We start from the raw sequence: 20912 nt of genomic DNA, 5'->3' as shown, positions 1-20912 counted from the left end.
CGGGGGTGTGTTGGTCACCCCCGTCCGGGAAGCATTTCCCCTCAGGCCGGGCGCCTGCGCAGCCATGCCGTGCCGCCCCAGGTCAGCAATCCGGCGAGCAGGACGTAGATCCCCGCCTCCAGGAGCTGGAACGTCCAGTACCGGTCCTTCGGCTGGTAGGCCACGTCGACCCAGATCTTCATCGCCTCGATGCACTCCGCCGGGGGCGGGAATCCCTGGTGGGCGCAGATCTCCGCGCCCCTGGCGACCTTCCCCGAGGAGTCGACGGCGGTGCCCGGCCCGGACACCACCCAGTCGCCCGCCATCGAGACGGTCACCTCCAGGCGGGTGTCGCTGCCGGAACCCCGGTGCCGGAGGCCCACGCCCGTGATGCCGGACTTCGACCAGTCCTCGGGACCGGTCACCGGCACCGTCGCGGTGGTCGGCGTCATGAGGTGCGGGCGCACCGCCAGCGGGACCAGGACCTGCACCCCCAGCACCACGGCCATCGTGACGACCACGGCGGGCACGGTGCGGCGGACCAGCAGCCCCGTGCACGCCCCCACCGCGAAGGCGAAGGCCGCGTAACCGAGCGGCACCACTCCGCGCGCCTCGAAGACCAGAGGGGTGAACCGGTCCTGGGTGATTGCGTCGATCGGCCGGGCCCACCAGGTCACCATCAGGCTGAGCACCCCCGTGACCAGCACCGCGGCGGCGCCCACGATCAGCAGCCGGACCAGCAGCCAACGGGTCCGGGAGATGCTCTGGTTCCAGATGAGCCGGTGCGTCCCGCTCTCCACCTCACGCGCGACCAGGGGAGCGCCCCACACCATGCCCAGCAGCGCGGGCGCCGCGATGAGCACCACCCCGACCAGGCCGGCCAGCGTCTGTTGTTCCTGGACGTACGAGTTGAGCGAGTCCCCGCACCCGGTGCCGCAGGCGGCCCGGATCTCCGTGAGCCCGGTGCGCATGTTCCGGCCCGTGACCAGCAGGAACACCCCGAACGCCGCGAGCACGCCCAGCGCCACGGCGCCCTGCACCCGGAACTGCCGCCAGGTCAGCCACATCATGAGCGGACCCCCTGTTCCCGGTCCTGCTTCCGCCGTGCGCCCGCGGTCCGGCCCTGCGGGTCCTGGGCCATGTAGAGGAGGACGAGGTCCTCCAGGCCGAGCGGCTCCATCTCCCACGTCGGGTCGGGCACGTCGATGACCGACCGCACCACGAAGGTGCTCTGCCGCTCGGTGTGCTGTTCCCGGACCACCTCCAGTCCCGGCGGCAGCGAGCCGGGGTCCCGACGGGCGGTGGTGAGCCGGAAGTGCGTGGCGAGCAGGTCCTCCACGTCCCCGGCGAGTCGGACCCGCGAGCCGACCAGGGTGATCAGGTGGTCGCAGGTGCGCTCCAGATCGGTGATCAGATGGGAGGAGAGGATCACGGAGGTCCCGTACTCCGCCACGTGCTCCATCAATCCCTGGTGGAACTCCCGCCGGGCCAGCGGGTCCAGCGCGGCCACCGGTTCGTCGAGGATCAGCAGATCGGGCCGCTTGGCGACGGCCAGGGTGAGGGCGAGTTGTGAGCGTTGGCCCCCGGAGAGTCCCCCCGCCCGTTGTTCGGGGTCGAGGCCGAGCCGGGCGATCCGTCGTGCCGCGAGCGGGGCGTCCCAGCCCGGGTTCAGCCGCTCGCCGAGCCGTAAGTGCTCGGAGACGGTCAGCCGCGCGTACACGGGACTGTCCTGGGCGACGAAGCCGACCCGGGCGAGCTGGGCGGGACCGCTGCCGGGCCGTTCGCCGAGCACGCGCAGGGTGCCCGAGCTGGGGGTGAGCAGCCCGCAGGCGAGTTGCAACAGGGTGGACTTCCCCGCGCCGTTCGGCCCGACGAGACCGACCACGTGACCGGCGGGCACGCTGAGGGTGCAGTCGCTGAGCGCGGTGCGTCGGCCGTACCGCTTGGTGAGCCCGGTGGCCTCCAGTGCCGGCGCCGTGTTCATCGCGCGGCCCCGGTCTCCGGCAGGGGGTCACCGGTGCGGTCCCCGAGCGTGCTCTGGAACAGTGCCTCGATGCTCTCCTCGGCGAGCCCCGCCGCCCGGGCCCGAGTCAGCCAGTCGACCAGTTCGCGCCGGAGCGGTGCGTACTCGGGGTGGACGGTGTCGTCCAGGGTGCGGGTGACGAAGGTGCCGACTCCGGGCCTGGGTGCGACCAGGCCCGCGTACTCCAGTTCGCGGTACGCCTTGAGCACGGTGTTGGGGTTCACCGCCATCTGGGCGGCGACCTCCTTGACGGTCGGCAGTCGGTCGCCCTCCGTCAGTACGCCCAGGCGCAGCGCCCGGTGAACCTGGTCGACGAGCTGTCGGTAGGGCGGCACGCCCGATCGCGTGTCGAGGTGGAACTCGATCATGCTGTCCCTCGCTCCTCTCTATTCATCTAGTTAGCTAGCACTATAGAACCATAGGGTAAGTAGGAGTCACGTGAACGGGACGTGTGCTGTTCCCGTGCGGGTGCGCTCCGGCCGTCCGCGCAGTTCCCCGCGCCCCTTTCGGGCGCGTCCCGGTGCGGGTGCGCTGCTTCCGTGCGGGTGCGTCGTGGCCGCCCGCGCAGTTCCCCGCGCCCCTGAGGTGCGTCCTTGTCGGGGTGCGTTGTTCAGCGGGGTGCGCTGCGGTGGGCCGGGTCGTGCCGCAGGGGACGGCGCACCCCGAGCGAGGCGCCCCGATCAGGGGCGCGGGGAACTGCGCGAACGCGGGACGCACGCCCGCCGGACAGCGCACGCCCACCAGGACGCACCGAAAGGGGCGCGGGGAACGGCGCGAGCAACCACCCCGCACCCGCGCGGAACAGCGCACCCGCGCCGGGACGCACCCGAAGGGGGCGCGGGGAACGGCGCGAGCAACCACAGCGCACCCGCAGGTTCCCGACAGGGGGACGCACAGCGAAGAGCCCGCCCCCGGACGACGAAACCGGGAGCGGGCTCAAGCAAGAGCGGGTGCAGCCGAAGGGCTACGGCAACGTGAGGATCTCCGTACCACTGTCGGTGACGACCAACGTGTGTTCGAACTGCGCGGTCCGCCGACGATCCTTCGTGACGACCGTCCACCCGTCGTCCCACAGGTCGTACTCGTGCGTGCCGAGCGTCAGCATCGGCTCGATCGTGAACGTCATCCCCGGCTGGATCACCGTCGTGGCGTGCGGACTGTCGTAGTGCGGGACGATCAGGCCTGAGTGGAACGACGTGTTGATCCCGTGCCCCGTGAAGTCCCGGACGACCCCGTACCCGAACCGCTTGGCGTACGACTCGATGACCCGTCCGATCACATTGATCTGCCGGCCCGGCCGGACCGCCTTGATCGCCCGGTCAAGGGACTCCCGGGTCCGCTCCACGAGCAGCCGCGACTCCTCGTCCACGTCCCCGACGAAGTACGTCGCGTTGTTGTCGCCGTGCACCCCGCCGATGAACGCGGTGACGTCCAGATTGACGATGTCGCCGTCGCGCAGCACCGTCGAGTCGGGGATGCCGTGGCAGATCACCTCGTTGACGGAGGTGCACAGCGACTTCGGGAACCCCCGGTAGCCCAGGGTGGACGGGTAGGCGCCGTGGTCGCACAGGTACTCGTGCGCGACCCGGTCGAGCGCGTCCGTGGTCACACCGGGTGCGATGGCGCTCGCCGCCGCGGCCATGGCCCGTGCGGCGATGCTGCCCGCGATCCGCATCCGCTCGATGGTCTCGGCGTCCTGGACCTCGGAGCCGGTGTAAGGGGCGGGGCCGGGCTTGCCCACGTACGCCGGACGGATGATGTGCCCCGGGACGGGACGGGTGGGGGAGAGCTCGCCGGGCACGAGCAGTGGCTGCGCAGACATGCAGCGAGTGTAGCCAGGCCGGACCGGGCGGCATGGCCCGAACGTCTGCCGGGTAGGCGGTCAGCGGTACCGCAACGGCGGGTGCCGATCCGGTTCACGAGGCCCCGCCGGGCGCGACGGGCGCGATGTGCGCCGGGAGAGGAAGATGGGCACATGGCGCTGTTCAAGAAGCGGGCGGTGGGCAAGCCGGGGGAGTGGTACTACTGCCTGGAGCACCAGAAGGTGGAGGAGGGCCCCGAGTGTCCCGCCAAGGACCGGCTCGGGCCGTACCCCTCCGCCGAGGAAGCCCGGGCGGCGATGGAGATCGCCCGCGAGCGCAACCACGAGTGGGAGAACGACCCGCGATGGCACGATGCGGTGGCCCGCGGCGAGGACGACGACGACCGCTGAGCCCGCCGTGACGCGGGACCGTCCCGGTGCGGGGGCGTGACACCCCCGCACCTCGGGAGCCTCACGCCCCCGTACCCCCGCGGCTCACGCCCCCGCGTCCCCGGAGCCGGTCGCGGCCTTCTTGCGCAGGGCGTCGGGATCGGTCTCCGCGTCGTACGTGAACAGCTTCGGCAGGGTGGCCGACAGCAGGGCGACCGAGGCCACGCAGGCCAGCCCGCCGGACCAGAACGCCGCCCGGGTCCCCGTCCAGCTCGCCATCGCCCCCGCGCGGACCTGCCCGAGCTGCGGGCCCACGCTGTACGACAGCACCTCGATGCCCGCCAGCCGGCCGCGCAGGTGGTCCGGGATCGTCTGGTTCCAGATGGTGCTCCGGCCCAGCCCGCTGATCAGGTCGCCGGCCCCGGCGAACGCGAGGCACAGCAGCACCGGCCACACCGTGTCGAACCAGCCCGCCGCCGCGATGGACAGCCCCCACAGGGTGGCGCCCCCGATCACCAGCAGACCGTGCCGCCGGGAGCGGGAGAGCCAGCCGCTGGTGAGGCTGACGGCCAGCGAGCCGATCGCCCCCGCCGCGTACATCAGCCCGAGCGCCCACTCGGCGTCCAACTCGTCGGCGAGGAAGGGGAAGATGACGTTCGGGAAGGCGAAGAACATCGCCGCGAGGTCGATCGCGTACGTGCCCACCAGCACGGGACGCGACCAGGCGTACCGGGCGCCCTCCGTGAGCGCGCGCAGGGACGGCTTCTCCGCGTCGTGGGACGGCGGTGCGGGAGCGAGACGTCGACACATCACCACCGACACCACGAACGTGAACAGGGTGATCCCGTACGCCGCCGCGCTGCCCCAGAACGCCACCACGACCCCCGCCAGCGTCGGGCCCGCGATCTCCCCGGCCTGCCAGCGCAGGGAGTTGAGGGCCGCCGCCGCGGCGAGTTGTTCGTGCGGGACGATCCGGGCTATCAGCGAGTCCAGCGCCGGGCGCTGGAGACCGACCAGCGCGGCGACGCCCGCGGCCACCAGGTACAGCGGCCACAGCAGCGGCTCCGGCAACAACGCGTTCACCAACAGGACCAGCGCCAGGAACCCGAGCCCCGCCTCCGTCGCGACGATCACCTTGCGGCGGTCCACCGCATCGGCGAGGGCGCCCCCGTACAGTCCGAAGACGACCAGCGGCACCAGCTCCACCGCACCCATCGCCCCGACCGCCAAGGGAGACCCCGTCAGGTCCTTGATCTGGAGGGGCAGCGCGATGAGGGCCATCGCCGCACCGCAGTAGGTGATCAGGCCCTGGGTCCACAACAGCCGGAAGTCCGGGGTGGACCGCCAGGGCGCGAGGTCGGGCAGCAATGAACGGAGCCGACCCGGCGGGGCGGGGTCCGGGGGCGCCGGGGCCCCGGGAGCGACGGACTGCGGCGGTTCGTCGGGCCTGACGGGGTCGGGAGTCACGCGTCCCCATCTTCCGGGGTGAGTCGACCCGCCGGCAAACGGATTTCCGCCCCGCCGGTCGACCCGGCCGGAATTGCCCCGTCCACCGGGACCGTCCCGTCACGGCGGTCACCCCCCGTACCGGACTGCGGGCCTCCACCGTCCGGGGATTTCCCCGAGGCCGTTCCGTCCTGCAAGATGACCCGAGATTTCGTCCCCGTCAGCGCGTCAGCGCGCACCGGAAGCAGGAGCCTTGAGCGAGCAGCCTCCCCAGCCCCCGTCCGGCCACCCGGGCTACCCGGGCCCCGGCCCGAACGACCAGAACCCGTACGGTGCCCCCACGCCCAACCCCTACCAGCAGCAGGCCCCGCCGCCGCAGCCCGGCTACGGCTATCCGCAGCAGGCGGGCTACGGGTACCCGCAGCAGGGCGGCTACGTGCCCCCGGGCACGTACACGGGTGACCCCAACGCCCCCTACGGCTACGACCCCATGGGCCGTCCGTACTCCGAGAAGTCGAAGGTCGTCGCCGGGGTGCTCTCGCTGCTCCTGGGCAGCTTCGGCGTCGGACGCTTCTACATAGGTCACGTCGGTCTGGGTCTCGCCCAGCTCTTCACCTGCGGTGGACTGGGCATCTGGGCCCTCATCGACGGCATCGTCATCCTCGCCGGCAGCGACACGACCGACTCCCAGGGACGGCCGCTGCGTGGCGGCTGACACCCCGGTCGCGCGCGGTGCGGCGGCGCGGCTCCTGCGGAACCCGGCGGTGGCACCCGTGGTGGTGCTCACCGCCGGGCTACTGGGCGCCGGCTACCTGTACGTCACCGATCCGCACGAGGGCGGCCAGTTCCTGCCGCGCTGCCCGTTCCGCCTGGTCACCGGCTTGCTCTGCCCCGCCTGCGGCGGAACCCGCATGGTCTACGACCTGATGCACGGTCACTTCGCCGCCGCCTGGGCCGACAACCGGATGCTGCTGCTCGCCGCGCCCTTCGCCCTGGCGCTCCTGGGCCGCTGGGCGTTCGAGGGGCTGCGCGGACGTCGCTGGCGGCCCGCGTTCAGCCGACGGACCCAGATCGTGATCCTCTCCGTCGCGGTGCTGTGGACCGTGGTGCGCAACATCGTGTGACGGTGCACGCCGTGTGACCGTGCGCGCCGTGTGACCTGGCGCACAGCTGCCGGGACCCGGCGGACGGCGGCCACGGCTACCCGTCGGAAGGGTGTCGTGAATCACTGGTTTGATCACGGTACGGGCACGATCTCCCGTACCCCCTCCCGTAAGAGGGGTCGCGCTCTTTACGCTGCCACGTCACAGGGGGGCGATGCAGAGTGCGGCGGTCTACGCCGGGCTTTCCTCCTGCGTTCGTACCGGAACAATCAGATTCGGTACCAGTTCCGCTCAAACCAGGAGAAACACTCATGGCCGTCCCCACGCCTGACGCCCCCTTCGGGTACGACCCCCAGGGCCGTCCCTACTCGGACAAGTCCAAGATCGTCGCCGGCATCCTCCAGCTGTTCCTGGGCACGCTCGGCATCGGACGCTTCTACGTCGGCTCCGTCGGCGTCGGTGTCGCTCAGCTCCTCACCTGCGGTGGTCTGGGCATATGGGCCCTCATCGACGGCATCCTGTTCCTCACGAGCAGCGACCGCACCGACAAGGACGGCCGCGTCCTGCGCGGCTGATTCCTCGCCGCTCCCGGCCGCCGCTGCGGTCAGGGTTCCCGGGCACCCACCCGGGAGTGATCCGCCACGACGCCACCGCTGCCCGGCCGCTCCCCGGCAGCGCGACCGTCGTGACGTGAGGGCGCGAAGCCCGGTCCACGGCGGACGGCGGACGTCCGCACACGTGAAGCGCACGGCCCCGGTCGTGCCGTCACTCGCCCCGGGGGGAATCCGGGGGGACCAGAACGTCGGGGGAACCACACGGACGACACCGGCGACGCGCCCGACGAAACACCGCACCGGCTCGACCGGCGCGACCCACCCTGACCGGCACCCGATCACCCGGTGACCGATGAGCGCACCCCGAGGGAGGTGTGCGGGCCAACCGCCCGCACACCTCCCTCAGCCGTTGGCCCTCACGATCAGGACCGCAGCCGTCCTAGTCGCGCCATAACGTCTGCCGCATGAGCACTGGCGCGACACCCGTACCCACACCCGCGATCCGCTTCTCGGTGGTCACCTTCGACTGCCCGGACCCCGCCGAACTGGCCCGCTTCTACGGCGAGGCCCTCGACCTGCCCGTCGCCTACTCCACCGACGACTTCGTCCTGCTCGCCCGGGAGGGCTCGGTCGGACTGGGCCTCAACCGTCTGGTCGACTACCGGCGCCCCACCTGGCCGGACCCCTCCCAGGAGAAGCAGGCCCACCTGGAACTGGGGGTCGACGACCTGGACGCCGCCCAGGCCCGGCTGCTCGCGCTGGGAGCCGTCGAGCCCGCGGTCCAGCCGGAACCCGACCGGTGGCGCGTCCTGCTGGACCCCGCGGGCCACCCCTTCTGCATCACCACGGTGGTCTGAGCCCGATCGGCGGGGCCGCGCGCTGTCCGCAACGGTACGCGCGGCCCGCCCGGCTCGAACCGAACACACCTTCTGGGCGCGGGAGTTGGGGCGCGATCCGCTGGCGCGCCGGGTGGTCGGTGCGGTCGCCGGCGGCCCGACCTCCGCCGCGCGGGGCCGTGAGGTCCGCCACGCTGAACGAGATCACCGCGGCACATAGGGTCGGGGCATGACTTCTACCGACAGCGCACCGTCCGCTTCCCCCACGCCCCCTCCCGCGAAGGCGCCCGCCAAGGACCCCCGGGCCCTGCCCGACGTCTCCGGACTCGTCATCGGCGTGCTCGGCGGCACCGGCGACCAGGGGCGCGGCCTCGCCTACCGGCTGGCCCGGGCCGGCCAGCGGGTGGTCATCGGGTCCCGAGCCGCCGAACGGGCCGAGGCCGCAGCCGCGGAACTCGGCCTCGGGATCGAGGGCGCCGACAACGCGGAATGCGCCCGGCGCAGCGACGTCGTGATCATCGCGGTGCCGTGGGACGGCCACGCCAAGACCCTGGAATCGCTGCGCGACGAACTGCGCGGCAAGATCGTCGTCGACTGCGTCAACCCGCTCGGCTTCGACAAGCAGGGCGCCTACGCGCTCAAGCCCGAGGAGGGCAGCGCCGCCCAGCAGGCCGCCGCGCTGCTCCCGGAGTCCCGGGTCACCGCCGCCTTCCACCACCTGTCGGCGGTCCTCCTCCAGGACACCTCGATCGAGGAGATCGACACCGACGTCATGGTGCTCGGGGAGTCCCGCGCCGACACCGACGTCGTCCAGGCCCTCGCCGGACGCGTCCCCGGGATGCGCGGGGTGTTCGCCGGTCGACTGCGCAATGCCCACCAGGTCGAGTCGCTGGTGGCCAACCTGATCTCCGTCAACCGTCGCTACAAGGCGCACGCCGGACTGCGGGTCACGGACGTCTGACCGGCGGCGCGCGGATCGGCCGGCCCGCCCGTCACCCGTACGGGCACCGGGCGCGCCGGACGGGCGGGGGGAGTGCGGGCGGCCCGGGGCCGATGGGGGACACTGGAGCGAAGCAGTGTCCCCCGACAGGAGCCGACCCCCATGTCCCGCCTCGCCCTCTTCGCCCTCGTGGTCTGCCTGCTCGCCGTCGCCGCGGCGGTCGTGTCGTTCGTCAACGGCAGCTGGCTCGGCGTCCTGTGGGTGCTGATGGCGGGACTGTCGTCCAACATGGCCTGGTACTACGTGCGGCGCGACCGGCTGCGGGCCCGCACCGCCCCGACCGCCGGCGGCTGATCCCCCGCGGGGCTCACGGCGCCTCGCACAGCGGATTCGTGTCCCGCCAGAACCGGAACAGGTCGTATCCGCAGTACGTCTCCAGGTCCCCGACGCCCAGCGACCGCAACAGCGCGTCGATCACGTCGAAGAACGTCCGGTTGACCTCGGGGATCCACAGCACCGCGAAGACGAACAGCAGACCGAACGGTGCGAACGGCTCCACCTGGCGCCGCACCCGGTGCGACAGCCACGGCTCGATGACGCCGTAGCCGTCGAGCCCCGGCACCGGCAGGAAGTTCAGGATCGCCGCGGTGACCTGGAGCAACGCCAGGAACCCCAGCGCGTAGCGGAACGTCGCCGGGACCCCGTCCAGCACGTCCAGCCAGAACGGCGCCGTGCACACGACGGCGAACAGCACGTTCGTCAGCGGCCCGGCCGCCGAGATCAGGCTGTGCTTCCACCGCCCCTGGATGCGGTGGCGCTCGATGAAGACGGCACCGCCCGGCAGACCGATCCCGCCCATGATCACGAACAGCACCGGCAGGACGACGCTCAGCAGGGCGTGCGTGTACTTCAGCGGGTTCAGCGTCAGATAACCCTTGGCCCCGATCGTGAGGTCACCGCCGTGCAGCGCCGTGCGCGCGTGTGCGTACTCGTGCAGGCACAGCGAGACGATCCACGCGCCGGTCACGAACAGGAACACCGCGAGGCCGGGCACCTGGGCGAAGTCCGTCCAGGTCGCCCACCCCGCGACGGCGGTCACGGCGACGATCCCCAGGAACACGGGGCTGATCCGGCGGTCGCCGCGGGGGATCGTAGCGGTGGTCATCTCACACGTCTCCTGGGTACGGACGGGGCGGTACACGGCACCGGGCCGGCATCCGCCGCGGACCGACGGCCGCCCGGAGGCCACCGCCTGCCCGACCGTACCGGTCCACGGAGAGAACGTCCCACCACGGGACGGAGGTTCCGGGCGCGGGCCCGTTCCCGCGACGGGGGACAATGGACCCGTGCACTACCGCATCCTCGGCCCCACCCAGGCACTGAGTGCCGACGGAACCGTACGCCCCGTCGGTGGCGCTCGGCTGCGTGCCCTGTTGACCTCGCTCGCCCTGCGGCCGGACCGGACCGTCCCGGTGTCGCTCCTGATCGACGACGTCTGGGGCGCCGACCCCCCGGCCGACGCCACGGGCGCGCTCCAGGCCCTCGTGGGACGGCTGCGCCGCGGGCTCGGCGCCGACACCGTCGCCTCCGCGGACGGCGGCTACCGGCTGCGCGTCGACGCCGACCGGGTCGACCTGCACCGGTTCGAACGGCTGGCCTCCGAGGGCGCCCGCGCCCTCACCGAGGGCGACCCCGGCAAGGCGGTCGAACTCCTGGACCGGGCGCTCGACCTGTGGCGCGGCCCCGCGCTCGCCGACCTCCCCGACCGCACCGCCGACGCCGCCCGGCTGTCCACCCTGCGCCTGGCCGCGCACCGGGACCGCCTCGCCGCCGTCGTCGCCCTCGGGGACGCGCACGCCGCGCTGCCCGAACTCACCGCGCTCTGCGCGCAGCAGCCCCTGGACGAACCGCTCCAGGCGCTGCGCATCCGCGCCCTACGGGACTCCGGACGCGCCGCCCAGGCACTCGACGCGTACGGCGCCGTCCGCGCGGAACTCGCCGAACGCCTCGGTAGTGAACCCGGGCCCGAACTGCGCGCCCTGCACCAGGAACTCCTGCGCACCGCCGCCCCGCCGGCTCCCACCGGCCGGCCCCCAGCCACCCCGGCCCCGGCCCCGTCCACTCCGCCCGGCTCCGCCCCGGCCGCCCCCCGTCTCGGCAACCTGCCCGCCCGGCTGACCTCCTTCGTCGGGCGGACGCCGGACATCGACGCCATCCGGGACGACCTCCGCCGGGCCCGACTCATCACCCTGCTGGGGCCCGGCGGCGCCGGCAAGACCCGACTGTCGTGGGAAGCCGCCGAGAGCGTCGCCGCCGACTTCCCGGACGGCACCTGGCTCGTGGAGCTGGCCCCCGTCGAGGACCCCGACGACGTACCGGAGGCGGTGCTCACCGCCCTCGGCGCCCGGGAGACCGTGCTGCGCGGCGCCGGCGCCGAGGAGATGCGGGCCGTCACCGAGCAGCGTTCCCAGGACCCGCTGCGCCCGCTGCGGCGGCTCACCGAGTACTGCGGGTCACGCCGACTGCTGCTGGTCCTCGACAACTGCGAGCACGTCATCGGCGCCGCCGCGCGGCTCGCCGCCCAGCTCCTCGCCCACTGCCCGGGGCTGACCGTCCTCGCCACCAGCCGCGAACCCCTCGCCGTGCCGGGGGAGTTCGTACGGCCCGTGGAGCCCCTTCCCGAGCCGTTCGCGCTGCGGTTGCTCGCCGACCGGGGTGCCGCGGCCCGCCCAGGCTTCCGCACTGCGGACGATCCGGCCGCCGCCGCCGAGATCTGCCGCCGGCTGGACGGGCTGCCGCTCGCCATCGAACTCGCCGCGGCCCGGCTCCGGATGCTGACGCCCCGACAGATAGCGGACCGGCTGGACGACCGGTTCCGGCTGCTGACCGGCGGCGCCCGCACCGTGCTGCCCCGCCAACAGACGTTGCGCGCGGTGGTCGACTGGTCCTGGGAACTGCTCGACGTCGAGGAGCGCACCGTGCTGAGGCGGCTCGCCGTCTTCGCCGGCGGCTGGGACCTGGCGGCGGCTGAGGCGGTGGGCGGACCCGCCGCCCTGGACGTCCTGGGCTCCCTGGTCGACAAGTCCCTGGTGGTGGCCGGGCCCGGCCCGGACGCGACCATGCGGTACCGGCTCCTGGAGACCGTCGCCGAGTACGCGGCGGAACGTCTCGACGAGGCGGGCGAGCGGACCGCCACCGAACGCGCCCACCTCGTCCACTACCGCGAACTCGCCCGCACCACCGACCCGCTGCTGCGGGGCGCCGGTCAACTCCCGGCGATCCAGCGGCTCACCACCGAGTACGAGAACCTGCGCACCGCCCTGCGGCACGCCGTCGCGGCCCGGTACGAGCAGGAGGCCCTGTGCCTGGTGCTGTCCCTCGCCTGGTTCTGGCAGATCCACGACCTGCGCGGCGACGCCCGCACCTGGGCGCGGGAGGCCGGGGCGCTCGGCCCCGACCCCTTCAGCTCGCCCGTCGCCCCGGCACGACCGCTGCACGGCTCGACGATCGCCGCGCCCCCGCCGATGGCGCCGGACGTGCTCATGGAGGCCCGCCGCGGTGTGCACCTGGTCCACCTCGCCTGCATGGACATGGAGTTCGGCGCCTGGCAGACCGAAGAGGCGATGGCCCGGTTGCGGGGGGTCGTCGCCTCGTACCGGCCGGGCCTGCCGCAGACCTGCCGCTACCCCGGCTACCTGTGGTTCTTCGCGGTGCTCCTCACCCAGGGCGCGGAAGGGACGGCGGCCGTCATGGACGGGACCGTCGAGGCGTGCCGGACCTACGGATACACCTGGGAACTGGCCCACGCCCTCCACCTGCGGGCGAACATGGCGGCCAGCGGGTCCGACCGGGGCCACGACCCCCTCCGGGACGCCGACGAGGCCCTCGGGATCTTCCGTGAGTGCGGTGACGCGTGGGGCGCGGCGGAGGCGCTCTCCGCACGGGCCGAGACCCAAGAGCGGCGGGGCGACTTCGCCCGGGCGGCGGCCGACTACCAGGAAGCCATAGCCCTCTCCCGCGGCCTCGGTGCCTACGGTCAGGTGGCCGTGCTCCGGGCCCGGCTCGGGGGCGCCTGGATCGAGAGCGGGGAGCGGGCCGACCAGGGGGAGGCCGTGCTCCGCGAGATCGTCGACGAGCAACAGGACGGCGTCACGGGCGCCATGCCCGCGGCCCGGCTCTTCCTCGCGGTGCACCTGGGGCGCACCGGGCGGGTGCCCCAGGCGCGGGCCCAGGTGCGGTCGCTGCGGGAGAAGTTCGGCGCCGTCAGGTTCGTGGTCTTCGACTCCTACATCACCGGGATCGAGGGCTGGCTCGACGTACTGGACCGGCGGTACGACTCCGCGACCGCGCTGTTGCGCACCGCGCTGGAGCGCTCCGGCGACCCCATCTGTCTGATGATGGCCCCGCAGTTGGCGGCCACGAACCTGCTGGCCGGGGCCCTCCTGCTCAGCGAGCGGGACGGCGGCGCCCGGATGCGGGACGCCGCCCGGCTCCTCGGGGCGCACGCGGCGCGTCGGCCGGTCGGACACCACTACTCCTTGGTCGAGCGGGAGACGATGGCCCGCACGGACGCCGCCGTCCGCGCCGCCCTGGGCGAGACGGACGGTGCCGCCGCCCGTGCCGAGGGCGCCGCCCTGACCCTGGAGGCGGCCACCGCCCTGCTCTGACGGGTGCCGGCCGCACCCTCAGGTCCTCGTCTGGAACTTCCGGATCGCCACCGGCGCCATCACCAGGGTGAGGGCGGCCGTCCAGGCCAGCACGACCACCAGGTCGTGTCCGCTGGCGCCGTTGCCGCCGATCAGGGAACGGGCCGCGTCCGCGAGCGCCGACAACGGGTTGTAGTCGGTGAACGTCTGGAGCCAGTCGGGCATGGTGTCCGTGGGGGCGAAGATCGACGAGCCGAACTGGAGGGGCATCAACACGAGGAATCCCAAACTCTGGATGGCCTGCGCGTTCTTCATCACGACACCCATCGTGAGGAAGATCCACATCAGGGCGGAGCCGAAGAGCACGGCCAGTCCGATCGCGGCCAGCAGACCGCCGACGCTGTCCACCGACAGACCGAGGGCGAAGCCCATGGCCAGCAGGATCGCCGTGGCGATGAGCATCCGGCCGATCTCCACCACGATCTTGGCGATGAGCACCGAGGAACGGGCGATCGGCAGGGACCGGAAGCGGTCCATGACCCCGGTCTCGAAGTCCTGGTTGAAGCCGGTGCCGACGGCCATGGCGATGTTCAGGCCCATCATCGCCATCAGGCCCGGCACCACGTAGTCGACGTAGGCGTCCCGGCTCGGGAAGATCGCGCCGCCGAACACGAAGACGAACAGCAGCGTCAGGATGATCGGCGCCAGCACCGCGTCGAGGATCGACTGGGGGTCCTGGCGGATCGCCAGCACGTTCCGCTGGGCCAGGGCGCCGGTGTGCCGCAGATGGGCGCGCAGCCCGATCCGGCCGTCGTCCTTCGCGCGCGTGGCGGGCTCGGGGGGCTCGGTGGCCGTGGTGGGAGCGGTGGGAGCGGTGGTTAGGGTCGTGGCGCTCATACGGCGGCCTCCTCAAGGGCGGGGACGGGCTCCGTGGTGGCCGGACGGTGGCCGGTGAGGGAGAGGAACACCTCGTCCAGACTGGGCATTTCGGTGGAGATGCCGGCGAGCGTGAACCGCCGGGCGGACAGGACGTCGACGATGGCCGTGAGCTGTTCGTCGCTGAGGATCGGCACCAGGACGGTCCCGGTGCCGGAGTCGACGGTGGCCCGGCCGAGTCCGATGAGGCCGGAGCCGTCGAGCGCGGTGGCGAGGGGTTCCAACTGGCCGGGGTCCGCGGGGCGCACCCGCAGGGTCCGGCCGCCGACCCGGGCCTTGAGCGCATGGACCTCGCCGTGCGCGATGACCTTGCCGTGGTCGATGACGGTCAACTCGTCGGCGAGCTGTTCCGCCTCCTCCATGTACTGGGTGGTCAGCAGCACGGTGACGCCCTCGTCGACCATCGCCTTGACCTCGTCCCAGACCTCGTTGCGGGTGTGCGGGTCCAGACCGGTCGTCGGTTCGTCCAGGTAGAGGACCGCGGGACGGCCGATCATGGACGCCGCGAGGTCGAGCCTGCGGCGCATGCCGCCGGAGTAGGTCCGGGCGGGCCGCTGAGCGGCGTCGGTGAGGGAGAACCGTTCCAGCAGGGCGTCCGCGCGGGCCCGGGCGTCCCGGCGGGAGAGGTCGAGGAGCCGCCCGATGAGGATCAGGTTGTCGCGGCCCGAGAGCTTCTCGTCGACCGAGGCGTACTGACCGGTGAGGCCGATGCGGCGGCGCAGCGCGTAGGGCTGGCGGACGACGTCCCGGCCGGCGACGACCGCGGTGCCCGCGTCGGGGACGATGAGCGTGGCCAGGCAGCGCACCAGGGTGGTCTTCCCGGCGCCGTTGGGCCCGAGGACCCCCATCACCGTGCCCTCGCGGACGTCGAGGTCGACGCCGTCCAGGGCCTTCACCGGCCCGTAGTGCTTGACCAGCCCCCGTACGGAGACCGCGAGGTCCTCCGCTGAGCTGCCTTGGGATGCGTCGATGCGTGTCATGGCCCCGACGCTGTCACCCGCCACCGACAGATCACCGACAGATCACCGACAGGTGCTGTACGGCCCCGCCGGTCGGCGGGGCCGGGGGAGCGTCAGGTGACGACGTGGACGGGCGTGCCCTCGGGGGCGAACTTCCACAGGGCCGCACCGTCGGCGACCCCCTGGCGCACCGCTCCGGTCTGGACCCCGAGGTCGACCTTCGGCCGGGCGCCGTCCACGGCGTTGGAGAAGGCGATGGTCACCTGGGAGCTACGGGCGAAGTACACGACGTTCGCGACCTTCACGCCATCGGTCCCGGTGCCGGTCTCCAGTCGGGAGAAGACCTTGTACGGGCCCTCCGCCGGGTGCACCGACCCCGGCCACACCTCGAAGGTGCGCAGCGCCTTGTCCCGACCGTCGACGAGCCACACCCGCCGCAGTTCCAGCGAGTACACCACCCGCCGTCCCTGCCCCGACTCCTCGGGCACGGGGTGCGCCACCGCCGGTTTCTTCTTCTCGGTGCCGGCCGTGGCGCTCGGCTTCGCCGTCGCACCCGCGGCTCCGGTCCCGCCCTCGGGCAGGGGCTCGACCCGTACGGCCAGCCCCACCACGACCACCAGGGCCGCACTGAGTAGGCCGGTGACCCAGGCCCACGAGGGCAGTCGACGCGAAGACACCCGGGAATCCTCCTCAAACCACGTGGGAAACGGGCCGGTTGGAACGCGGCCCCGTCACTGTGGGAAACCCGCCGTCCGGGCAGGCAGTAGGAGGATCGTACCGTCAGCGGGCGGGCACCGAGCAGCCACCCGAGGCGGGAACGGCGACAGCCCGTCGACGGGGGAGGATCGACGGGCTGTCCCGGTGCCGCAGTGGTCCGGTGGGCCGGTCCGACGGCGGCGCCGCCGAACCGGTCACGGGGGTGCTGCTAGTGGACGGAGTGCTCCTCGGCGGGGAACGCCCCGTCGATGACCTCGTCGGCGAAGGCGCGGGCCGCGTCCCCCATCACGGAGCGCAGCTGCGCGTACTGCTTGACGAAACGGGGCATGCGCCCGCTGGTGAGGCCCAGCATGTCCGTGGTGACGAGCACCTGGGCGTCGGTGTCCGGGCCCGCGCCTATGCCCACCGTGGGGACGTGGAGCGTACGGGTCACCTCGGCGGCCAGTTCGGCGGGAACGAGTTCCAGGACGACCGCGAAGGCGCCCGCGTCCTGGACGGCCTTGGCGTCCCGCAGCAACTGCTGGGCCGCCTCCTCGCCCCGGCCCTGCACGCGGTAACCCATGGTGTTGACGGACTGCGGGGTGAGCCCGATGTGCGCCATCACGGGGATGCCGGCCTCCACGATCAACTCGATCTGGCGGTGCGAGCGCTCCCCTCCCTCCAGCTTCACCGCGCCGACGCCCGCGTCCTTGACCAGCCGCATGGCGCTGCGCAACGCCTGGGTGGGGCCCTCCTGGTACGAACCGAAGGGCAGGTCGGCGACGATCAGGGGCCGCTTGGTGCCGCGCACGACGGCTGCGGCCAACACGGTCATCTCGTCCATCGTCACCGGTACGGTCGTCTCGTACCCGAGGTGGACGTTCCCCATGGAGTCGCCCACCAGGAGGACCGGGATGCCGGCCTCGTCGAAGACGGACGCGGTCATCGCGTCGTAGGCGGTGAGCATGGGCCACTTCTCGCCGCGTTCCTTGGCGAGGCCGATGTCCCGGACGGTGATGCGACGGGTGCCCTTGCCCCCGTAGAGCGTCCTGCCGTCCTCGGCGGGTGGTGGTGCGGTTTCCTGACCGGCCGTACGGGCAGCCACGTGTTGCGTCATCGCAACGGCTCCTTCATGTCATCTCGAGGCGCCCTGACGGCGTCCCCGGATCACCTCCATGGTGGCACCTCGTGCCGCCCCGCGGTAGTCGGGTGCCGCCGGTGCGGTGGATCGGCCCGGCGCGCCGCCGCTCCCCCCGACCCGGCGGGCCACTCCCGTCCCCCCGGCCCCGCTGCGATCGGTCGGGCAGCCGCCCCGGGGGAGCCGGGACGGGCGCCCCCGGGGCGTCCCCGGGGGCGCGTCTTTCGGAGGGACCCCACGTCACGGCCCCGCGACACGGATTCCCGTCGCCCTACTGGCGACCCCGGGCCCGGCGCAGTATGGTCGCCGCGCCCGGGCACGTGTGCGCATTTCGTCACAGTGAACGGTGGTGGCCCCCGTACCGGAACCCCCGCGGGGCACATCGCCGTTCTCCTGCCCGTAAGGCCGCCGCGGGAGGGCGGGAACACCAGCGTTCATCGCCTAGGGTCATGACAGGCGGCAACGAAGTGCACAGCAGGCAGTGAGGCGACCCCATGGCGCAGCAGGCGTACGCGACGGACACGGACAGCGGCGAAGGCGACACGCGGACCGGCCGTCCCGCCTCCCGGCTGCGGCGCCTGTTCACCGGCTGGCGCGGCGATCCGGGGATCTGGCGGCGCGGTCTGGTCCTCACCGGGCTCGCCGTGCTGCTCGCGCTGGTGATGATCCTGCACGCGCAGATCCCCAACTCCATCGGCAACCTCGGCAGCCTCAACGAGACGTTCCTGCCGTGGCTCGGCGTGTTCGTGCCGGTGCTGTTCCTGCTGGCCGTGGTCCGCAAGTCCGCCACCGCGCTGATCGCGGTGCTGGTCCCCGCCGTCACCTGGGCGAACCTCTTCGGCGGTCTCGTCACCGACAAGACGGGCAGCGGCGGGGACCTCACCGTCGTCACCCACAACGTCAACGCCGAGAACCCCGACCCCGCCGCCACCGCCCGGGGCGTCGCCGCCTCCGGGGCCGACGTCGTCGCGCTGGAGGAACTGACTCCGCAGGCCGTGCCGGTGTACTCCCGGGTCCTGGAGAGCACCTACCGCTACCACGAGGTCGAGGGCACGGTCGGGGTGTGGAGCAAGTACCCGTTGAGCGGGACCAGGCCCGTCGACATCAAGCTCGGCTGGACCCGGGCGATGCGCACCACGGTGACCGCGCCGCAGGGCCCCGTCGCCGTGTACACCGCACACCTGCCGTCGGTGCGGGTGAAGCTGAACGCCGGTTTCACCGCCAGCCGTCGGGACCAGAGCGCCGACGCGCTGGGCGAGGCCATCGCCCGGGAACCGCTGGAGCGGGTGGTGCTGCTCGGCGACCTCAACGGCACCATGAACGACCGCGCCCTCAACGGCGTCACCGCGCAGATGCGTTCCACCCAGGGCGCCGCGGGCAGCGGGTTCGGCTTCAGCTGGCCCGCGGCGTTCCCGCTGGCCCGGATCGACCAGATCCTCGTCAAGGGCGTCGAACCGGTGAAGTCCTGGACCCTGCCCCGCACCTCCAGCGACCACCTCCCGGTCGCCGCCCGCATCACGCTCTGAGCCCCGCCGCGCACCCCTGCCCCGCGCACCCCTGAGCTGTGCACCCCTGACCCGCGTACCCCTGAGCTGTGCACCCCGGCCCCGGCACGCGAACGTCCCCGGGCCGGGCCGGACTCACTCCGCGGGCGCGGCCGACTCCCGCCACCGGCTGGTGATCGGCAGCCGCCGGTCCTTGCCGAAGCCCTTCGCGGAGGTCTTCGTGCCCGGCGGGTACTGGCGCCGCTTGTACTCGGCGGTGTCCACCATCCGCAGGGTCTTGGTCACCAACTCCGCCTCGTAGCCGGCCGCCACGATCGCGTCCGCGCCCTGGTCCCGGTCCACGTACAGGTCGAGGATGCCGTCCAGCACCGGGTAGTCCGGCAGGGAGTCCGTGTCCACCTGGTCCGGACGGAGTTCGGCGCTCGGCGGCTTGCTGATCGAGTTCTCCGGGATCGGCGGGGCCTGGCCGCGCTCGACCGCCGCCCGGTTGCGCCACTCGGCCAGCCGGAACACCGTCGTCTTGTACACGTCCTTGATCGGCCCGTAGGCGCCCACCGAGTCGCCGTACAGCGTGGAGTACCCCACCGCCAGTTCCGACTTGTTGCCCGGGGCCAGCACGATGTGGCCCTCCTGGTTGGAGATCGCCATCAGCAGGGTGCCGCGCAGCCGGGACTGGAGGTTCTCCTCCGCGAGCCCGGTCAGCTCCACCGCATCCATGTACGCGTCGAACAGGGGGGCGATCGGCACCGTGCGGAAGTTCAGCCCGGTGCGCCGCGCCAACTCCGCGGCGTCCTCCTTCGAGTGCTCCGACGAGTACTTCGACGGCATGGACACCCCGTACACGTGCTCCGCGCCCAGCGCGTCGCAGGCGATGGCCGCCACGAGCGCCGAGTCGATCCCGCCGGACAGCCCGACGAGGACCGAGCGGAAACCGTTCTTCGCGACATAGGCGCGCAACCCCACGACCAGCGCCGAGTACACCTCCTCGTCGTCGTCCAGCCGCTCCGCGTACCCCCCGGTCAGCTCCGCCTCGTACGGCGGCAGCGGCTCGGCCGACAGCGTCACGTGGTCGATCCGCAGCCCGTCGTCCACCACCCCGGCAGGCGGCTCCTCGCTCGCCGCGGGCAGTTCCAGGTCCAGCACCACACAGCCCTCGGCGAACTGCGGGGCCCGTGCGACGACCTCGCCGTCCTTGTCGACCACGATGGAGTCACCGTCGAAGACCAACTCGTCCTGGCCGCCGATCATCGCCAGGTAGGCCGTGGTGCAGCCGGCCTCCTGCGCGCGCTTGCGGACCAGTTCGAGCCGGGTGTCGTCCTTGTTCCGCTCGTACGGGGAGGCGTTGATCGACAGCAGCAGGCCCGCCCCCGCGCTCCGGGCGGCCGGCACCCGTCCGCCGTCCTGCCACAGGTCCTCGCAGATCGCCAGGGCCACGTCCACCCCGTGCACCCGCACGACGGGCAGCGTGTCGCCCGGCACGAAGTACCGGAACTCGTCGAAGACCCCGTAGTTCGGCAGGTGGTGCTTGGCGAAGGTGAGCACCACCTCGCCGCCGTGCAGGACGGCCGCCGCGTTCTGCGGGGCGCCCGCGGGCTGGCCGTACTTCGGCTGCGCCGTCTCGCAGCGGTCGAGGTAGCCGACGACCACCGGGATCTGTCCGAAGCCCTCGTCGGCCAGGCGTCGGGCGAGGTCCCGCAGGGCGGTGCGGGACGCCTCCACGAAGGAGGAGCGCAGCGCCAGGTCCTCGACGGGGTACCCCGTCAGGACCATCTCGGGGAACGCGATCAGATGGGCCCCCTGCCCGGCGGCGTGCCGGGTCCACCGGAGCACCGCGTCGGCGTTGCTGGCGAGGGCGCCGACCGTGGAGTCGACCTGGTTCAGGGCAAGACGTAGTTGAGGCACCCCCCCAGTGTAATCGTCACTCCGACGCAATGTCCCGTCCGGGCCGGCACGGGGCTGG

20 protein-coding genes are annotated in these 20912 nt (G+C 72.7%); 9 read left to right on the top strand and 11 right to left on the bottom strand.

Annotated features, from left to right (window positions below):
• Positions 1–41 precede the first annotated feature (41 nt).
• The 4 genes from ACFV88_RS04560 to map form a co-directional block, all read right to left on the bottom strand.
• The gene (locus ACFV88_RS04560) at positions 42–1049 is read right to left on the bottom strand and encodes an ABC transporter permease subunit (RefSeq protein WP_385485903.1); all 1008 of its coding nucleotides are present in this window, start codon (positions 1047–1049) and stop codon (positions 42–44) included.
• Positions 1046–1963: an ABC transporter ATP-binding protein gene (locus tag ACFV88_RS04555; protein WP_385485901.1), complete on the bottom strand. Its 918-nt coding sequence runs from the start codon at positions 1961–1963 to the stop codon at positions 1046–1048. The genes ACFV88_RS04560 and ACFV88_RS04555 overlap by 4 nt, the downstream gene beginning before the upstream one ends.
• Positions 1960–2370: a GntR family transcriptional regulator gene (locus tag ACFV88_RS04550; RefSeq protein WP_385485899.1), complete on the bottom strand. Its 411-nt coding sequence runs from the start codon at positions 2368–2370 to the stop codon at positions 1960–1962. The genes ACFV88_RS04555 and ACFV88_RS04550 overlap by 4 nt, the downstream gene beginning before the upstream one ends.
• Before the next feature lie 596 nt (positions 2371–2966).
• Positions 2967–3824 (bottom strand): type I methionyl aminopeptidase, encoded by an 858-nt coding sequence (map, locus tag ACFV88_RS04545; RefSeq protein ID WP_385485897.1) that lies wholly within the window; start codon positions 3822–3824, stop codon positions 2967–2969.
• Positions 3825–3977: 153 nt separating this feature from the next.
• Between map and ACFV88_RS04540 the strand changes: the two genes are divergently transcribed.
• Complete coding sequence (locus ACFV88_RS04540) at positions 3978–4214, top strand: hypothetical protein (RefSeq protein WP_385485895.1); 237 nt, start codon at positions 3978–3980, stop codon at positions 4212–4214.
• Positions 4215–4298: 84 nt separating this feature from the next.
• On the opposite strand, the gene ACFV88_RS04535 is transcribed toward ACFV88_RS04540, so the two are convergent.
• The gene (locus tag ACFV88_RS04535) at positions 4299–5558 is read right to left on the bottom strand and encodes an MFS transporter (RefSeq protein ID WP_385486046.1); all 1260 of its coding nucleotides are present in this window, start codon (positions 5556–5558) and stop codon (positions 4299–4301) included.
• Positions 5559–5892: 334 nt separating this feature from the next.
• On the opposite strand from ACFV88_RS04535, the gene ACFV88_RS04530 reads away from it, so the two are divergent.
• The 6 genes from ACFV88_RS04530 to ACFV88_RS04505 all read left to right on the top strand — a co-directional run bounded on the left by ACFV88_RS04530 (position 5893) and on the right by ACFV88_RS04505 (position 9426).
• Positions 5893–6354 (top strand): TM2 domain-containing protein, encoded by a 462-nt coding sequence (locus ACFV88_RS04530; protein WP_385485894.1) that lies wholly within the window; start codon positions 5893–5895, stop codon positions 6352–6354.
• Positions 6344–6763, top strand: coding sequence for a DUF2752 domain-containing protein (locus ACFV88_RS04525; protein WP_385485892.1), 420 nt, complete (start codon positions 6344–6346; stop codon positions 6761–6763). The genes ACFV88_RS04530 and ACFV88_RS04525 overlap by 11 nt, the downstream gene beginning before the upstream one ends.
• Positions 6764–7053: 290 nt before the next feature.
• Positions 7054–7317, top strand: a complete 264-nt coding sequence (locus ACFV88_RS04520) for a TM2 domain-containing protein (RefSeq protein ID WP_385485890.1) — start codon at positions 7054–7056, stop codon at positions 7315–7317.
• A 443-nt stretch (positions 7318–7760) separates the two neighbouring features.
• Positions 7761–8153: a VOC family protein gene (locus ACFV88_RS04515; protein ID WP_385485888.1), complete on the top strand. Its 393-nt coding sequence runs from the start codon at positions 7761–7763 to the stop codon at positions 8151–8153.
• A gap of 208 nt (positions 8154–8361) precedes the next feature.
• Entirely contained in the window at positions 8362–9093 is a 732-nt protein-coding gene (gene npdG / locus ACFV88_RS04510; RefSeq protein ID WP_385485886.1) for an NADPH-dependent F420 reductase, read from the top strand.
• A gap of 141 nt (positions 9094–9234) precedes the next feature.
• On the top strand, positions 9235–9426 hold the full coding sequence (locus tag ACFV88_RS04505) for a hypothetical protein (RefSeq protein ID WP_385485884.1): 192 nt from the start codon (positions 9235–9237) through the stop codon (positions 9424–9426).
• Positions 9427–9439: 13 nt separating this feature from the next.
• On the opposite strand, the gene ACFV88_RS04500 is transcribed toward ACFV88_RS04505, so the two are convergent.
• Complete coding sequence (locus ACFV88_RS04500) at positions 9440–10237, bottom strand: site-2 protease family protein (RefSeq protein WP_385485882.1); 798 nt, start codon at positions 10235–10237, stop codon at positions 9440–9442.
• A 181-nt stretch (positions 10238–10418) separates the two neighbouring features.
• Between ACFV88_RS04500 and ACFV88_RS04495 the strand changes: the two genes are divergently transcribed.
• Complete coding sequence (locus tag ACFV88_RS04495) at positions 10419–13739, top strand: BTAD domain-containing putative transcriptional regulator (protein ID WP_385485880.1); 3321 nt, start codon at positions 10419–10421, stop codon at positions 13737–13739.
• Positions 13740–13757: 18 nt separating this feature from the next.
• Here the strand turns inward: ACFV88_RS04495 and ACFV88_RS04490 are convergent, their stop codons facing one another.
• The 4 genes from ACFV88_RS04490 to panB all read right to left on the bottom strand — a co-directional run bounded on the left by ACFV88_RS04490 (position 13758) and on the right by panB (position 17426).
• A complete protein-coding gene (locus ACFV88_RS04490) occupies positions 13758–14615 on the bottom strand; it encodes an ABC transporter permease (protein ID WP_385485878.1) in 858 nt (285 codons plus the stop codon).
• Positions 14612–15634 (bottom strand): ATP-binding cassette domain-containing protein, encoded by a 1023-nt coding sequence (locus ACFV88_RS04485; RefSeq protein WP_385485876.1) that lies wholly within the window; start codon positions 15632–15634, stop codon positions 14612–14614. Before ACFV88_RS04485 ends, ACFV88_RS04490 begins: the two co-directional genes overlap by 4 nt.
• Positions 15635–15726: 92 nt before the next feature.
• Entirely contained in the window at positions 15727–16290 is a 564-nt protein-coding gene (locus tag ACFV88_RS04480; RefSeq protein ID WP_385485874.1) for a hypothetical protein, read from the bottom strand.
• A gap of 248 nt (positions 16291–16538) precedes the next feature.
• A complete protein-coding gene (gene panB / locus ACFV88_RS04475; RefSeq protein WP_385485872.1) occupies positions 16539–17426 on the bottom strand; it encodes a 3-methyl-2-oxobutanoate hydroxymethyltransferase in 888 nt (295 codons plus the stop codon).
• A 515-nt stretch (positions 17427–17941) separates the two neighbouring features.
• Between panB and ACFV88_RS04470 the strand changes: the two genes are divergently transcribed.
• Entirely contained in the window at positions 17942–18973 is a 1032-nt protein-coding gene (locus ACFV88_RS04470; RefSeq protein WP_385485870.1) for an endonuclease/exonuclease/phosphatase family protein, read from the top strand.
• A gap of 114 nt (positions 18974–19087) precedes the next feature.
• Here ACFV88_RS04470 and ACFV88_RS04465 read toward each other — a convergent pair whose 3' ends face one another.
• Positions 19088–20854, bottom strand: coding sequence for an NAD+ synthase (locus tag ACFV88_RS04465; protein ID WP_385485868.1), 1767 nt, complete (start codon positions 20852–20854; stop codon positions 19088–19090).
• Positions 20855–20912 lie beyond the last annotated feature (58 nt).

The organism is Streptomyces sp. NPDC059816 (assembly GCF_042732055.1).
Classification (GTDB): Bacteria; Actinomycetota; Actinomycetes; order Streptomycetales; family Streptomycetaceae; genus Streptomyces.
Note: the sequence above shows the minus strand (reverse complement) of the source record. Positions and strands in the feature narration are given on the sequence as shown.